Origin of the sequence: Sphingobium xanthum, from assembly GCF_019737615.1 — a bacterium.
Lineage (GTDB): Bacteria > Pseudomonadota > Alphaproteobacteria > Sphingomonadales > Sphingomonadaceae > Sphingobium > Sphingobium xanthum.
Genome location: NZ_JAHKKS010000007.1, coordinates 140,049 through 156,110 on the forward strand (window position 1 = coordinate 140,049; position 16,062 = coordinate 156,110).

A 16,062-nucleotide genomic window follows, 5' to 3' on the forward strand; every position below is an offset into this window, starting at 1 on the left:
ACGCCCTATAACCCCGCTTGTTAAGCTTGTCATCGGGGGCAATCACATAGCGGCGGCCGATTTTCGCGGAAATTGCCCGGCCAGTCGCTGCCAGCTTTCAGCGTCCGGATCGCCGGACAAGTGCGCGAGATCGGCGCCGCGCCATGCCCAGGACGGATCGGGCGATTTGCCTGCGGTCATCTCCATGGCAATGGCCCGGCGCAGATGCGGCAGGCCCTGACGCACGAGCGCCTTGCCGGTGGCATCGAACCCCACTCCCTCGCGATGCTCACCGGCCTCCCCGAAATAGGCCTCGGCCAGATGGAGCAGCGTCCTCGTGTTTGCGGGCGCGATATCCGCGGCGGCCATGAGATGAAGGCGCGCACTAACGAAATCCCGCGCATTGAGCGCGAGCGAACCGGCATAGTCGTGATAGCGGGCAGCATCGGCCGGCGCAGCGAGTCCCGTCTCCAGCAGCATGGCGAGGCCCTTCCGCTGCAGCCCTTCGTCGTTGAAATATCGGCCGATCTCGAGCTGGAAGTTGCCGAGCAGATGGCGATCGGCCGGCGTCTCGGCGTCGCCCGGCAAATCCGCCAGCTTATTCCTGGCCCCGATGAAGTCGCCCTTGCGCACGAGGTCCTGAACGATCCGGCCTGACGGGGCGAACCGCGCGCTCGGCACCAGCTTCATCGTCGTTTCCCGTTGGGCGGTCACGGGCGTCGGGCATGTCAGCAAGACGGCAGCGATCGACAGGCTGCGCAATGACGTGGAAATGGAAAGAAGCGCGTTCATCGGCTCTCTTTTGCGACTACCGACCTGTTATCAGAGAGATGGCGAATGTCAGCGATGAACGGCGGCAGGCCGTCGCGCGGTTGGCGCGGTGCATCCCGGTTCCGTGCCCTTCGGCCGGTGGCCGGAGCAGCCTGCGCTTCGCCCCCTCGGCCCTCGCTCCGTGAACGATCACGGTCCCGGCCTCACTTGCTTCCTTTCGCTATGGACGCCGATGCCGGTGCCGTGGACAGTCTGTCCGCCTCTTCAGTCGCCCCATTTTTGCTGGCAATCCCATGCCCCGGCGTCTAGGCATTCCCATCTCATTTTTCATGCAACAACCATAAGAGAAAACGTTTGAGCAGCGACGAGCCATCCCTCGGCGAACCTTCCGATATCAGCCCGATCAACATCGTCGATGAGATGAAGTCGAGCTATCTCGACTATGCCATGTCGGTCATCGTTTCGCGCGCCCTGCCAGACGTGCGCGACGGCCTGAAGCCCGTGCATCGCCGCATCCTCTGGGCGAGCCACGAGGGCGGCTTCGTCGCCGGTCGGCCGTACCGCAAATCCGCCAAGATCGTCGGCGACGTGATGGGTAATTACCACCCGCATGGCGACTCCGCGATCTACGACGCGCTGGCCCGACTGGCGCAGGACTGGTCGATGCGGGTCATGCTGATCGACGGCCAGGGCAATTTCGGCTCGATGGACCCCGATCCGCCGGCCTCGATGCGTTACACCGAGGCGCGCCTCGCCAAGGTGGCGACGACCGCGCTGCTCGCGGACATCGACAAGGATACGGTCGATTTCCAGGACAATTACGACGGCTCGCATCAGGAGCCGACGGTTCTCCCGGCGCGCTTCCCGAACCTGCTGGTCAATGGCGCCGGCGGCATCGCGGTTGGCATGGCGACCAACATTCCGCCGCATAATCTCGGCGAAGTGCTGCGCGCCTGCAAAGCCTATATGGACAATGGCGCGATCAGCCTCGAGGAACTGATGGAGATCATTCCCGGTCCGGACTTCCCGACCGGCGCGATGATCCTGGGCCAGTCCGGCGCGCGCAATGCCTATTCGACCGGTCGCGGCTCGATCATCATGCGCTCGCGCTACGAGATCGAGAATCTGCGCGGCGACAAGCAGCAGATCGTGCTGACCGAGATTCCCTATCAGGTCGGCAAGTCGGGTTTGGTCGAGAAGATCGCCGAGGCCGCCAAGGACAAGCGGATCGAGGGCATCAGCGACATTCGCGATGAGTCCAACCGCGAGGGCGTGCGTGTCGTCATCGAGCTGAAGCGCGATGCGACGCCGGACGTGGTACTGAACCAGCTCTGGCGGCACACGCCGGCGCAATCGAGCTTCCCGGCCAATATGCTCGCGATTCGCGGCGGCCGGCCCGAGACGCTGACGCTGCGCGACATCATCGAGAGCTTCGTGCGCTTCCGTGAGGAAGTGATCACGCGGCGCACCAAGTACGAGCTGGCCAAGGCGCGCGAGCGGGCACATTTGCTGCTCGGTCTCGTCATCGCCGTGTCGAACCTCGACGAGGTCGTGCGGATGATCCGTGCCTCCTCGAGCCCGGCGGCGGCGCGCGAAGCGCTGATGGCGCGCGATTGGCCGATTGCCGATATCGCGCCCTATATCCGGCTGGTCGAGGCGCAGGAGGCCGAGATCGAAGGCGATAGCTATCGTCTTTCGGAGCTTCAGGTCCGCGCCATCCTCGACCTGCGCCTGCATCGCCTGACGGCGCTCGGCCGCGATGAAGTCGGCAGCGAGCTTCAGGGCCTCGCCACCGCGATCGAGGGGTATCTGGAGATCCTCGGCAGCCGCATCCGCCTCTACGAAGTGATGCGCGAGGAATTCGACGCGATCGAGGCCGAGTTCGCGACGCCGCGCAAGTCGACCATCGCACCTGCTGCCGATGGCATCGAGGATGAGGACCTGATCGAGCGCGAGGACATGGTCGTGACCGTGACCATGACCGGCTACATCAAGCGCACGCCGCTCGACACCTTCCGCGCGCAAAATCGCGGCGGCAAGGGTCGCGCCGGCATGGCGACCAAGGATGAGGACGTCATCACTGAGCTGTTCGTCACCTCGACGCACACGCCGGTGCTGTTCTTCTCCACCGCCGGCAAGGTCTATCGCATGAAGGTCTGGCGTCTGCCCGAGGGCGGCCCGGCGACGCGCGGGCGGCCGATGATCAACCTGCTCCCGCTGGCGGAGGGCGAGACGATCCAGACCGTGCTGCCGCTCCCCGAAGACGAAGCGGAATGGGCGAACCTTCACGTCATGTTCGCGACCGCAAGAGGGTCGGTGCGCCGCAACTCGATGGACGCCTTCTCGAACATCCCGTCGAACGGCAAGATCGCCATGAAGTTCGAGGGCGAGGATGCGGACGACAAGCTGATCGGCGTGGCGCTGCTGACCGAGGAGGACGACGTCCTGCTCGCCTCGCGTCAGGGCAAGGCGATCCGCTTCCGCGGCGACGACGTGCGCGAGTTCCAGAGCCGGAACTCCACCGGCGTGCGCGGCATGACGCTGAAGGACGGCGACGAGGTCATCTCGCTCTCCATTCTGCACCGCGCTGGCATCGCCGACATGGACGAGCGCGAGGATTATCTACGCTTCGCACCGTGGAAGGGCGAGAAGGAAGGCGAGCCGACCATGTCCGCCGAGCGCTATGCGGAATTGCGCGCACGCGAGCAGTTCATCCTCACAGTCTGCAGGAACGGATACGGCAAGCTCAGCTCGGCGTTCGAGTATCGGCGCACGGGGCGCGGTGGTCAGGGCATCACCAATATCGACAATATCGAGCGCAACGGCCTTGTCGTCGCCAGTTTCCCGGCCACGCAGGAAGACCAGCTCATGCTGGTCACCGATCAGGCCAAGCTGATCCGGATCGGCCTCGACAGCCTGCGTGTCATCGGCCGTGGCTCGGCGGGCGTGCGCCTGTTCGACGTCGCGCAGGACGAGCATGTGGTGAGCGCCGCACGCATCGAGGAAAGCTCCGAAGAGACGGCGGACAGCGAAGAGCCGGAAGCCTGAAGAAAAAACGAGCGGCGGCCGGCACATCGGCCGCCGCCGCTCAAGGCCGCGGGGACGGGTCGCACATCATCCCCGCGGTATCGCGACCGGAACACTCGAGTCCGCCGTCATGGGAAGACAAGAGCAGGAGGGATCGACGCAGGCACCGGGCCCCACCCCCGGCTCCCCGCCTCGACCGTTCCGGCCAAGCAATGCATCCTCACTCAGCTAAGCGCGAATTCTCCGGAAAACGGGCCAGTCATCGGGGCAAATAATTTCGCGCGCCTCGGTCAGATGGTCGCCATGGCCGCCGTGCATTGCTTCGCGCGCACCTCCTCGACCTGCTTCGAGGCGCTCATGAGGTCGAGCGCGGTGAGCTTGCCGCGCGCCCTGATGACGGCAATGAGCTGCCGCGCCTGCTCATAAGTTGCGCAGGCTTCCGCGCGTCGCCCATATTGGATCTGGAGATCGCCAAGGCCCTTGATGGCCACCATATAGTCGCGCATCCGCATGGGATCGTCGGGCCGTCGATCGAGATGGGTTTTGCGCTCGGCGATGTTGGCCCGGATGATCGCGATGCCGGTATCCACCTCACCGGCCTGTGCCAGCGCCTGACCACGCGCATTTTCGGAGATGCGGACCATGCGGCGCGCATCCTCGTCATCGGGATCGGCCGCGAGGATTTCCTTCGTGCGCCGTGAGCTTTCGGTGAGTACCGCCACGGCCTCCCTGGGATCACCGAAGCCCGCGATGGAACTGCCGAGAGCCCACTGCGCCCGCGCGATCCGGCGGTTCATGATCTGATCGCCGGGATGCGTCTTCTCATAGGCCAGCAGTACGGCGAGCGCGTCCCGATAGGGCGGCAGCGACTGCTTCTCGCTGATCGAGTAGTAGATCGCCTCGGCATAGAGATCGAGCGCCGTAGAATGCGCGATGACATGATCGCGAATCGCGTCGCGCGGGATGTAAGAAAGCGCCGTGCGCGCCGACCGGATTGCCTCGGCATAGTCCGAGTTCCATTGCTGGGCGACGGACAGCTCGATGAAATATTGCGCGCGCAGGAAGTCGGGGCTGCCCTTCGCTGGCTCCAGCAACTTGTCTGCCCGTGCGAGATCGGCGAGCGCCGCCTGCACGTCGTTGCGCGCGAAGCTGTTGAGACGTGCGCGATCGAGCAGGATGCGGATTGTCAGCAGACGTGCCTGCTCGCCGACAAGTCCATCGACGAGCCTTAGCGCCTTGCCGAGATTGTCGTAAGCGGCCTGCGTCAGGCCGAGATTGGGCACGCCCGGCTTGCCCTGCGCTTCCGCGACGCGCTGCAGGCCCTGCGCCGCCTCCAACCGGAGATCGGCCGGCGCCTTCGGGCTCGCGGCGAGCCGATCGAGATAGAATTGCGCCGCCTGCACGGTCCGGCTGCGCACGGCGAACGTGCCGGGACGGCTCGCAAGCTGGGCAAGCAACTCGTCCGAGACAAGCTTGGCCGCACCGCGCGCATCGACGAAACGGGCCTGCGCTTCCTGGTTTGCCCGATCGGCCATCAGCGCATTGCGCGTCGCGATGCCCGCCAGCCCGCCCAGCATGGCCAGCGCCACGCAAGTCGCGATAACGCCCATCCGATGGCGGGCAATGAACTTGTCGGCACGATAGCGCAGGGTCGCAGGGCGAGCCGCGACCGGCAACTGATCGCTCCAGCGATCCAGATCGGCGATCAGGGCGGCCACGCTGCCATAGCGATCGGCCTCCTCGGGCGCCCTCGCATTCTCGGCAATGGCCTTGAGGTCGGGGTCGGCCGTGCGCGTCAGCTCCGCCAGGATGCAGCCGAGCGCGAAGAGATCGTCTCCCGTGGTTGGCGTGTGCCCGGCGAGGCGCTGCGGGCTCGCGAAGTCGCGTGTCATCGGCAACACAAGACCGGTCGTGTCAGCATCATCCTCGATCAGCCGCGCAATGCCGAAATCGAGCAGCTTCACGCGCCCCTGCCTGTCGACGAAGATGTTCGAGGGCTTGAGATCGGCATGCACGACGAGCCGCGAATGGGCGAACTGAACGGCATCGGCAGCCATGACGAAGATGCGCACCCGCTCCTTGAGAGCGAGCGGCTCCGCAGCCTCGTCGATCGGCACGCCGTCGACATACTCCATCACGAGATAAGGCGTGTGGTCGGGCGTGATGCCGCCATCGATCAATCGCGCGATACTGGGATGTTCGAGCCGGGCGAGAATCTGCCGTTCGGCGCGGAACGCCGCGCCCGCCAGATTGACGAGGCCCGGCCGGATGAATTTCACCGCGACCTTCTGATCGTAGAGCCCGTCGTTGCGCTCGGCGAGCCAGACACCGCCCATGCCGCCCATGCCGATGCGCCGGACCAGGCGAAATGCACCGACCTGCTCGGGCGGTGGAGAGAGATCGCTGGTGATCAGGCCGCCGGGAAACTGGGTTGGCAGCACGATTTCGGAATCCTGCATCGCCGCCTTGAGCGCCGTTACGCGGTCCTGCACCGCCTTCGGTTCATGGGCGAGAAGCGCGGCCTCGGCCTGATCATCGAGCGGGGAGTCGAGCAGTTGCTCGACAAGCGCGAGAGCGCGCTGCTCGACTTCAGGCGACCGAGACATGCTCCCCTGCCTTCAAATAATCGTGCAGCCAGGCGCGCGCGGCCTGCCAGTGGCGCTTCACCGTCCGCTCGGGAATGCCGGTCTGCTTCGCCGTCTCCTCGACCGTGAGGCCGAGCGTAAAGCGCATCTCGACGATCAGCGCGTGGCGCTCGGAATAGACCTGCAGCGCGGTCAGGGCGGCGTCTAGATCGGACAGGTCGACCAGCGTCGTCGCCGATCCGCCCGGCCATTCCGTCAGCACGGTCGGCGCACGGCGCTTGGCTGCTCCGGCCTTTCGCACCTCGTCGATCAGTATGCGCCGCATCGTGCGGGCCGCCAATGCCAGCAAATGCCCCCGGTCCTCGATGGACAGTTCCTCGTTCGAGAGGATCAGGCGAATGGCAGCGTCGTGGGCAAGGTCGGTGGGCTGGATTTGCGCGGCCATGCCGTCACCCGCCAGGATGCGGCGCGCAACCCGGCGCATGTCGTCATAGCATTGCGTCAGCAGGCGTTCCGCCTCCCGCGCCGGCTCGCGCGACCTCGTTTCCATGCCCTGAATTATCCCACCAACGGCATATATCGATGATTTAGAACAGGTCGTCGCGGCGCGCCAGCCTGTCAACCATGAGCGCCCGGTCAAAATGGGACGAACGGAGGGCTGCCCCCTCGCCGGCTTGACTTGCCGCGACGATGGCTTTCAATCGGCGCTATGGCGCAGACTGGCGACAATATTGAGCTCGAAGGCATGCTCGTGCGTGACGGGGCGGGTTTCGCGATCCGCGTGGAGCGTGGCGTGCTGTTTCATCTTCAGCTGCATCGTGTGCCGGTCGATTGTGTCGAGAAGCGCGTGCGCGTCATCGGGACCCTGATCGGCGAGAGACTGATCGAAGCCGATGGAGTGGCGGCCGCCTGAGCCGAACAAAGTCCGGATCCCGCAGGGGAGCCACGGGATCCGGTATCAAGTTAGCAAAAGGATGATGCTCGAAATGGACAAAGTCCGCCCGGAGGATCGATCTTTTTTCCGAAGGGGGCAAAATGCTCAAAGCCGCACGCGAATTCCGCCCCTGAAGCGCATGCCGAACGTGTCGAAGAACACCGGGCTGGTCGGATAGGCCGACAGAAGCCCGTTTGCGCCGCCGCCCGGCGCGACCGGCGGCTTCACGTCGAACAGATTGTCGATCGCCCCGAAGATCTCAACATGCCGGTCGGCTTCACCCAGCGATATGGCATGGGACATTGCGAGGCCGACATAGGTCGCGGAGGGCACACGGTTGATGTTCACGCTGTCCGGGCCGGTCGGGTCGTAGCGCGGGTCATCGGGGCCGATCCATTCCCGGTTGAGCGCCGCCTTGCCGACATGGCGCACGGTCAGTGTCGTGTTGAACGGTCCGTTGTCGTAAGCGAAGATTCCCTGCCACATCCATTTCGGCATGGGGTTGAAGTCGCCGCCGTCAATGACCGGGCCGGACTGGCCCGCATAGTCGAGCGGCGGCACGAGCAGCGATTGCTGCGCGACCAGATCGTACTGGTGGTTTGCGAGCAACCGCAGGTCGAGATTGCCCTTGACTCGACCGGACAGGCGATCGAGCGGCAGACGATAGAAGACTTCGAAATCGAAGCCCCGCACGTCGATGCTCGCACTGTTCACCTGATAGGCATCGATGCGGACAATGTCCTGCGGCGTGGCGAAGCTGATCCGGTCGCAGAGAATCCGGGAGCCGCTGCACAGATCGACGATCCGCTGCGCGGTCAGCGACGAGATCGCGTCCTTGAGCATGATCTGATACCAGTCCGCCGATAACCGCAGGCCCGGTATGAAGGGCGGCGAGATGACAAGTCCGGCGGTGATCGTGTCGGCGCGCTCCGGTTTCAGCGCGAAGCTGCCGCCGCTGAACACAGGCGTTGCATCGGTCTTGTCGAGACCCGGAATATTGGGATTGAGCACCCTGCCCTGCACCGTGGTCGGATCGGTCGGCGCATTCTTCAGGAACAGCTCGCGGAAGCCGGCCGCGCGAATGTCGCGCGACATCGTGGCGCGAATGCGCAGTCCATCGACGGGGTCGAAGATCGATCCCAGCTTCCAGCTCGTCGCCTCGATGGATTTCGATGCGCCCGTCCCGCCAGGGCCGGTGTCGCTGCTGAAATTGCGCGTATAGCGCAGCGCCCCGTTCAGTTCGAACAGCTTGCCGAACGACGAATCTCGGAAGATCGGTACGTTCGTCTCAACGAAACCCTCGGTCACGTTGATGGCGCCGCCATAGTCGAGACCGAAGGAGAAGGCGAAATCATTGGCGTTGATGCCGTCGTGGGTCACCTCGCCCTTCTCGGCCCGATAATCGATGCCGGCCGCCACCGAGATCGGGCCGGCGCTTCGATCTGCTGCCAAAGCACCTTGCACGCTCGCCGAAAGGGCGTGCTGGCGATATTTGAACTGCTCATCGACTGGTCGCCAGACATAGTCGGTTGCCGCTTCGCTGAGATTTCCGAGGCCGAACAGGTTCATCGGCGCACAGCCGATCGCCACCGGATCGGGATCGGCCTTCAGCGTCTCGGCACAGACGATCTGCCCAGCCGCATTGCGAACGGCGTCCAGTGCATAGATGAAGGCCTGATTGTGGCGCGAGCGGGTGAGCTGCGAGTGTCGCCGGTTCTCCCCATATTGATAATAGAAATCCAAGCGCCAGCCGGGCAGCAGCGCGCCCCGCGCACCAATCACCCCGCGGAAGATCCGGGCATCTGCGATATTGTCGTTGCCGACTTCCGCATCGACATCCTTGCCGAGGCTGAAATTGGCACCGTCAAGCAGCGTCACCAGCGATGCGGGCAGAAAGGCGTTGGTCGCCTTGACCGCGAAGTTGGACCGGGCGGCGGCGGCAAAGCTCACGCTGCGCGACTTGCGTCGCGAATAGGACAGCTCCGTGAACAGCGTGAGCGCGTCCGTGGCCTCGAAACTCGCCGATAAATAGGTCGCGTGGCGCTCGACAGGCGTCTGGATCAGCGGATCAGCATAGGTCGAGACCCCATCGCCGCCCTGCCGCTGTCCGCTGACACCCTTGGGCACGTAACGCCCCGGATCGAAATCGACGATGCCAGTGCCATCCGCGGTGAAGCGCTTGTCCACGGCCGCCAACGGAGGATTGATCGCCAATGTGGTCGAGGTTGCCGCCGCGACGAGATTGCGTACTACACCGTAGGGCGTGTTATACGCGACCCGCGAGTTCGGGCCGACAATGAAATTCGGTTGCCCGTAACCCGCCGAACCTGGAACATTGTAACCGGACGCATTTGCCGCATTGTTCAGCGTTCCGGGCTGAATCGCGTTCGCATTCGTGTAGACGTCCCAACTTTCGGCGCACCAGGCGCGCTCCGGTGCGCAATGCCCGATGCCCCGCTGGTCCTGATATTCCCCGCCCAGTACGAGCCGGCCCCTGCCTCCGGCGAAACCCGTTCCGAAGGCGGCGCCGACGTGGAAAGTCTGGCCGTCGGCGCGCGACGTCCGTCCATGATCGGCCTGCGCCCGGAAGCCGGTCAAACGATCGTCGAGGACGATATTGACCACGCCTGCCACTGCATCCGAGCCATAGGCTGCCGATGCGCCGCCCGTCACCGTTTCGATCCGCGCGATCATAACGGAGGGAATCAAGTTGAGATCGACCGCCCCGCCGTCCGATGTCGGAATGAACCGCCGGCCGTTCACCAATGTCAGCGTGCGCGTGCCGAAGCTGGGGTTGAGACCGCGCAGATTGGCGTAAAATGCGCCGATATTGCCGTCGATCTTGTTGCCCGAGGACGCATCGGACTGCGTCGCGACATTTTGCGGGATCAGGCGGACGGCGTCGGATGCGTTGCCATGCCCGAGTTCCTGCATCAGACTCGCGTCGATCACCGTCAGGGGAACGGGGGAATCATAGCCGTCCGTGCGCAGGCGCGATCCCGTGACGAAGATGTCCGGCAATGGTGCAAGGCGCGGCGCAAGATCGCGCGCGAGCTCGGCGTCCGTCGCGGCCCGCTGCATCCTTGGCGCGGGCCGCTCCGCCGAACGCCGGCGGGGCCGAGCCGCGACGCGCGGCGGTGTGGGGTCGAGGCCCAGCGTGATCGAGTTGTTGCTGTCGGCGACGATCCGCACGCCAGTGCCCTCCAGCATGGCGCGCAGGGCGGCGCGAATGTCGAGCTGGCCCCGAATGGCCTTGGTGCGAATCGAACGCAGGCTGCGCCCGGGCGCGACGATCTGGATACCCGCTTGCCGTGCGAAGGTCGGGATCGCCCGATTCGCCGGCTGGCTGGGTATGTCGAAGCTGCGCTGCTGCGCCATCGCCGTCTCCGGCACGCAGCACGCCATCGCCACGAAACTACAGGCAAGGATGGCCGCTCTCGGCAAGCTACTCGCGTCTCCCCCAATGCGCCCGCTTATCGTGCGGGTCGTGGTGACCAGACGCCGGGCCGACGGAAAACTCGGCGCGACCGGATCAGCGCGTCAGTATAATATTGCCGGCGGTCTTTTGCATATGAAGATTGAGACCCAGCGCGACGGCCTGGGCAAAACCTTCCGGATTATTAGCGGCATAGAGGCCGGTGACAGTTTCGGCGGCGACGGCCGGGTCGGCAATGCGGATATGCCGGTCGCTATAGCGCGCGAACTGCGCGACTGCCTGGCTGAGCGGCGTATCCTCGAAGGACAGCATGCCTTCCTGCCAGGCCAGCTCGCGCTCGAGAGTCCCGGCCGCCACCTTGCCATCAATCATCACTCCGTCCGGCTTGATCACCGCGCGCATATTGGCGCCAAGATGCCGCGTGTTCCGCCCGAGGAAGCTGCTTTTCGCGACATCGACATTGCCGTCGCACACCTTGACCTCGGGCGCGCCCGCCTTGAGCCGGCATACCGCGAACGTCGCGCTCTGCGCCCGGACCGACATTTCGCCGGTCTCGACCGTGAATGCCGGCCTCTTGGCGGTAGCGACCTTGAACAGGGCCTCACCATGGACGAGTTGCACGTGGCGATGCGTGTCATCGATCGTCACGGCGATGCGGGAGTCCGTGTTCAGCGTCACCGTGGAACCGTCGCTCAGCGGCACGAGGCGGACTTCCCCCCTGCCCGTTTCATAGACCACCGCCGCCGCACGCTGTGTCGGCAGCAGGACGGCAAAGGCGCCGGTCGCCGCGACCGCCGCCCCCCCCATCAGCATCCGCCGCCGCGTCAGGAACGGCGCGGCAGGTGCTTCGAGGGAGTCCGGCGCAACGGCTTCGCTGGGCACGCTCTCGAAACTCGAAGGTTCGAAACCGGCACCCAGCGCCCGCGCCCGTCTGACATGGACGAGGACCGCCTGGGCGCGGGCAAAGGCACCCACCCGGCGGATGTCGCACTCCAGCCATTGCTCGAATTCGGTTTGCTCTGCCTCGCCCGGACCAGCCTCGTCGAACCGCATTGCCCATTGGGCTGCAGCATCGTCAATCTCGGCGCTGGTCTCTCGTCTCGACATGATGAGGCGGTCGGATCCTTACGACAGGGTCTTGCGATCCATCCTTAGATGCATCGGGACCTTCCATTCCGCCTCTGCCAAGTTGTCGCACAAAGGTCGATAGGCTTTTCGCCAGACTTTTCTGAACCGCATTGGCTGTCATGCCCAGACGCGCGCCGATTTCGCGGTGCGAAAGATCATGCGCGAACCGCAGGGTCATCGCCATCTGACTGGCCTTGGGAAGCCGCGCGATCATCGTCGCGAGCAGGCGGAGTTGTTCCCGGTCGGATGCCTGCACCTCCGGTCCGGGCTCGTCGGACGCCACTGCCAGCTGATCGAGCTGCTCGACCGCCTGGATCGAGACGACGCGGGAGCGCCGCACATGCATGAGAATGATGGACCGGGCGATCTGGAAGAAATAGGCTCTCGGGTTGCGGATCCGCTCGACGTCATCCAGCGTCGAGAGCTTGGCGTAGGTTTCCTGGATGACGTCGTCGACGTCGAGGTCGTCAGGGAATCGCCAGCGGCAAAGTTGCGCGCGCAGGCTGCGCTCATGCGGCAGGATATGGCGGCCGAGCCATGCCGCGCGTTCATTCGAGAAATCGAACCTCCCAGCCACGAGCGCGCCGTGCCCCCTCCGATCATCGTCTTGTTTGGGCAGGATGTTAGCCGCTCACAATTGGCTCACAAGTGAATTAAACGGCATTGCTGATGAGGACGGAACCACGTCTTGCCTCAAACGGAAAGCGCAGCCAAGTCGCCCCGGCCGCGCTTCCAAAAAGTCGATCCGAGGCCGTTTCAGGCGAACGCAATGCTCGTCCTGCGGCGACGCATCGCGGCCCCGACGATCGCGAAGCCGCCGATCATCATGGCCCAGCTGGCGGGCTCCGGCACCGGCGTGATGCTGAAGTTCGAGACCTCGATCGCGTCGATCGCCTGCGCATTGGCAAAACGTGCGGTCAGGATGAATTCGCCCGGATCAGTTTTGAAATAGACCTGCTGCGCGAAGCTCTGGTCACCGGCGGTCTCGGAGAAGGCCATGCTCACGGGCGAGAAGACGAACGCACCCAAGGTGGTCGTGAGTGTCAGGCGATTGCGAACGTCGGGCGACCCCCAGAGAAACGACAGATAATCGGTTCCGGGCGCGAAGGTCAGCAGCGCGATCGCGCCCGACGATGGGCCGGCTGCCAGAAAATTGCCGACCGTGCCGACCGGTATGGACGCGATTGGCTGATCGCTGGAATAAACCGTGCCGCCGGTCAGCGTCGCGACCGAGCCGCCATTTAGCCCGGCCGAGGTCAGCGTCAGGATCGGGCCGCCGCCGCCAAGACCCGAAACGAGCGCGTTGGCTGACATCGGCATGGCCAGCGCGCTGGCGCACAGAACAAGACGAGCGAACTTCATGTCACCACTCCCACCAATTCTCATCCCATCGAAAATCTCGCACAATTCATCGGGATGTCAAACGGTTATTGCGCCGTTCAGGATCATGTCCTTGAAAGATACGGATTCCCCGAGAACTGTTAATTTGTGAGCACAAATGAACGCCCCAGGCCTTCCTGGCCCGGAGACATCTGATAAATCGGAAAGTTGTCAGGCATACGCATCGCTCGTCTTGCGGCGACGCATCGCGGCGTCGGCAAGGTCGCGCCAATCAGCGCACGGCATATGCACGTTCAGCATTATGTTTTGGAAGGAAATGGTGGAGCCGAGGGGGATCGAACCCCTGACCTCTACACTGCCAGTGTAGCGCTCTCCCAGCTGAGCTACGGCCCCGATCATTTGATGGCGATGGATGGGCCCATCGCCGCGAGGCGTCGCCTTTATGTCAGGCCCCGCCTCGCTGCAAGTCCAATTTCAATAGGCTGGTAAAGTTAACGTTGCCTCAATTTTCTTCGTCGCTGTCGTCACCGGCCTCGACGCCGAGATCGTCGTCGCCGCCAAGGTCGACGTCGTTATCCGGCGACCCTTCGGCGTCATCGACATCGATATCGATGTCCAGATCGTCATCGGCATCCGTGTCCGTTTCGGCCACGACCGCGGCCTGCTTGGGCAGTTCCTCGAACGGCAGCGGCTGCTTGGACTTGAGCACCGGCTCGGGCGTCCAGACGTTGCCGCACTCGATGCAGGTCACGGGCTCGTCCTTGCCCAGATCGTAGAAGCGTATCGCGCACTTGGGGCAGGTCCGCTTCGTTCCCCATTCAGGCTTCACCATGTGCCGCCTCTATCCTTCCAAAAGAAATGAAATCGTGCGCGAACAGGTCGCCCTGCCGCGAAGTGTCGCGCGCCTTGCCATAGCAGGTCCGCGCTGTCAAAAGCAGTTGGCCATTTTTCTTTCGCCGCGTGCGACTGTCGCTACGACGGCCCGTTTTCCGGATTGCAACGTTCCATGACAGAGATTGCGCGCAACATGCTCTTCGAGCCTGGTGCTCCGCTTCGCGGCACCGCGCAGGTGCCGGGCGACAAGAGCATTTCCCATCGCTCACTCATGCTCTCCGCGCTCGCGGTCGGCGAGAGCCATGTCTCCGGCCTGCTGGAAGGCGAGGATGTGCTGGCCACCGCCGCCGCCATGCGCGCGCTCGGCGCGCAGATCGAGCGGAACGAGAACGGTGTCTGGCATATATATGGCGTCGGCGTGGGCTCGCTCACGCAGCCCCAGACCGCACTCGACATGGGCAATAGCGGCACCTCGACCCGCCTGCTCATGGGCCTGCTGGCCAGCCACAACCTCACCGCGACCTTCATCGGCGACGCAAGCCTCAGCAAGCGCCCCATGAGTCGCGTGACGACGCCGCTCGGCCTCATGGGCGCGGAGTTCATGAATGCGCCCGGCGGCCGCCTTCCGCTCACGATGCGCGGCCTCGTGCCCGCCGTGCCGATCGAATATCGTCTGCCGGTCGCGTCCGCGCAGGTGAAGTCGGCCATTCTGCTGGCCGGCCTCAACGCACCGGGGATCACCCGTGTCATCGAGCCGGTCCCGACCCGCGATCATAGCGAGCGCATGCTTCGGGGGTTCGGCGCGCAGCTTGAGGTCGAAGTCGAGCCGGACGGTACGCGGATCATTTCCGTCACCGGTGAGGCCGAATTGCGCCCGCAGACGCTCGTCGTGCCGGGCGACCCCTCCTCCGCCGCCTTCCCTGTCGTCGCGGCGCTCATCACGCCGGGCTCGGAGGTGACGGTCACCAATGTCGGCATGAACCCGACGCGCACCGGCATCTTCCGCATGCTCCAGGCAATGGGCGCGGACCTCAGCATCACCAACGAGCGCGAGGTCGGCGGTGAACCGGTTGCGGATCTGGTCGCACGGCACAGCGCTCTTACCGGCATCGACGTTCCGCCGGATATCGCGCCGAGTATGATCGACGAGTTCCCGATCTTCTTCGTCGCCGCCGCCCATGCCAGCGGCCGGACGCGCACCAGCGGGCTCGACGAACTGCGCGTCAAGGAGTCCGATCGTCTCGCCCTGATGGCGCATGGCCTCGCGCGCATCGGTGCCTCGGTCGAGGAACAGGAAGACGGCCTCATTATCGATGGCCGTGCCGGCGATCCGCTCGACGGCGGCAACAGCGCGCCGACAATCGCCGCCGAGCTGGATCACCGCATCGCCATGAGTTTCGCTGTCGCGGGCCTCAATACGCGGAGCGGCCTCATCATCGATGATATGAGTCCGGTCGCGACCAGCTTTCCGGGCTTCACGGACCTGCTGCGCACGCTGAGGGGTGAGTCGTGATCCTGCTCCCCATGATGTTGCTGCAAATCGGCTTCGGTAGTCCGGGCCATATTTACCGGCCCTCGGCGGATCAGCTGCGCATCGATCGCGGCTTCTCGATGGTGCTGATCGACACGCTCTATCTCGATGCGCGTGGCTTCATGAAACTGGATCGCTCGGGCGCCTGTCTGGCCAGCATCAGCTGCGAGACGATGGACAAGAGTGGCGTGCGCTATACCTTTGGCGGCGAGACGATGAACCGCCGCTTCGTCATCGCCAAGACCGTTCGTGCTGCGGACTATCTCTGGAAATCGATCCCCGCACTCGGCATCGGGCAATTTCGCGACAAGCCTATGGTCATGGCCGCGGTCGGCCGCGAGACCCGCGGCGCGCCGTTCGATTGCCGACCCGACGCGAGCGGCGAGCTGTGCATCCTCCCGCTCAAGCCGGGCCGGATCGAGATCAGCTTCGATACCGATGGCAAGCTGCTCCAGGCGAGCCTGATCGGCTACGACGACTATCCATGATCGTCGCA

At 64.5% G+C, this 16,062-nt stretch carries 12 protein-coding genes and 1 tRNA gene; 4 read left to right on the forward strand and 9 right to left on the reverse strand.

Translation table 11 applies throughout. The annotated features are described in order from the left end of the window. Positions 1–42 precede the first annotated feature (42 nt). Positions 43–771: a hypothetical protein gene (locus KM135_RS12870; protein ID WP_221714423.1), complete on the reverse strand. Its 729-nt coding sequence runs from the start codon at positions 769–771 to the stop codon at positions 43–45. A gap of 333 nt (positions 772–1,104) precedes the next feature. On the opposite strand from KM135_RS12870, the gene gyrA reads away from it, so the two are divergent. Then, positions 1,105–3,798, forward strand: a complete 2,694-nt coding sequence (gyrA, locus tag KM135_RS12875; protein WP_221714424.1) for a DNA gyrase subunit A — start codon at positions 1,105–1,107, stop codon at positions 3,796–3,798. A gap of 269 nt (positions 3,799–4,067) precedes the next feature. Here the strand turns inward: gyrA and KM135_RS12880 are convergent, their stop codons facing one another. Beyond that, positions 4,068–6,383, reverse strand: a complete 2,316-nt coding sequence (locus KM135_RS12880) for a serine/threonine-protein kinase (RefSeq protein ID WP_221714425.1) — start codon at positions 6,381–6,383, stop codon at positions 4,068–4,070. Then, entirely contained in the window at positions 6,367–6,912 is a 546-nt protein-coding gene (locus tag KM135_RS12885; protein WP_221714426.1) for an ECF-type sigma factor, read from the reverse strand. Before KM135_RS12885 ends, KM135_RS12880 begins: the two co-directional genes overlap by 17 nt. 159 nt (positions 6,913–7,071) lie before the next feature. Between KM135_RS12885 and KM135_RS12890 the strand changes: the two genes are divergently transcribed. After that, positions 7,072–7,275, forward strand: coding sequence for a DUF5818 domain-containing protein (locus KM135_RS12890; protein ID WP_221714427.1), 204 nt, complete (start codon positions 7,072–7,074; stop codon positions 7,273–7,275). A 126-nt stretch (positions 7,276–7,401) separates the two neighbouring features. On the opposite strand, the gene KM135_RS12895 is transcribed toward KM135_RS12890, so the two are convergent. The 6 genes from KM135_RS12895 to KM135_RS12920 all read right to left on the reverse strand — a co-directional run bounded on the left by KM135_RS12895 (position 7,402) and on the right by KM135_RS12920 (position 14,033). Further along, positions 7,402–10,740: a TonB-dependent receptor gene (locus KM135_RS12895; RefSeq protein WP_221714428.1), complete on the reverse strand. Its 3,339-nt coding sequence runs from the start codon at positions 10,738–10,740 to the stop codon at positions 7,402–7,404. Positions 10,741–10,828: 88 nt separating this feature from the next. Further along, complete coding sequence (locus KM135_RS12900) at positions 10,829–11,839, reverse strand: FecR family protein (RefSeq protein ID WP_221714429.1); 1,011 nt, start codon at positions 11,837–11,839, stop codon at positions 10,829–10,831. After that, entirely contained in the window at positions 11,808–12,437 is a 630-nt protein-coding gene (locus KM135_RS20215; RefSeq protein WP_221714430.1) for a sigma-70 family RNA polymerase sigma factor, read from the reverse strand. Before KM135_RS20215 ends, KM135_RS12900 begins: the two co-directional genes overlap by 32 nt. Before the next feature lie 179 nt (positions 12,438–12,616). Next, positions 12,617–13,222: a PEPxxWA-CTERM sorting domain-containing protein gene (locus tag KM135_RS19800; protein WP_246606049.1), complete on the reverse strand. Its 606-nt coding sequence runs from the start codon at positions 13,220–13,222 to the stop codon at positions 12,617–12,619. A gap of 296 nt (positions 13,223–13,518) precedes the next feature. Continuing rightward, a tRNA-Ala gene (locus KM135_RS12915) sits at positions 13,519–13,594 on the reverse strand. 109 nt (positions 13,595–13,703) lie between these two features. Next, a complete protein-coding gene (locus KM135_RS12920) occupies positions 13,704–14,033 on the reverse strand; it encodes a TIGR02300 family protein (protein WP_221714431.1) in 330 nt (109 codons plus the stop codon). A 174-nt stretch (positions 14,034–14,207) separates the two neighbouring features. On the opposite strand from KM135_RS12920, the gene aroA reads away from it, so the two are divergent. Together aroA and KM135_RS12930 are read left to right on the forward strand one after the other, a co-directional pair. Continuing rightward, the gene (aroA, locus tag KM135_RS12925) at positions 14,208–15,548 is read left to right on the forward strand and encodes a 3-phosphoshikimate 1-carboxyvinyltransferase (protein ID WP_221714432.1); all 1,341 of its coding nucleotides are present in this window, start codon (positions 14,208–14,210) and stop codon (positions 15,546–15,548) included. Then, the gene (locus KM135_RS12930; protein WP_221714433.1) at positions 15,545–16,054 is read left to right on the forward strand and encodes a hypothetical protein; all 510 of its coding nucleotides are present in this window, start codon (positions 15,545–15,547) and stop codon (positions 16,052–16,054) included. Before aroA ends, KM135_RS12930 begins: the two co-directional genes overlap by 4 nt. The last annotated feature ends 8 nt before the right edge of the window (positions 16,055–16,062 follow it).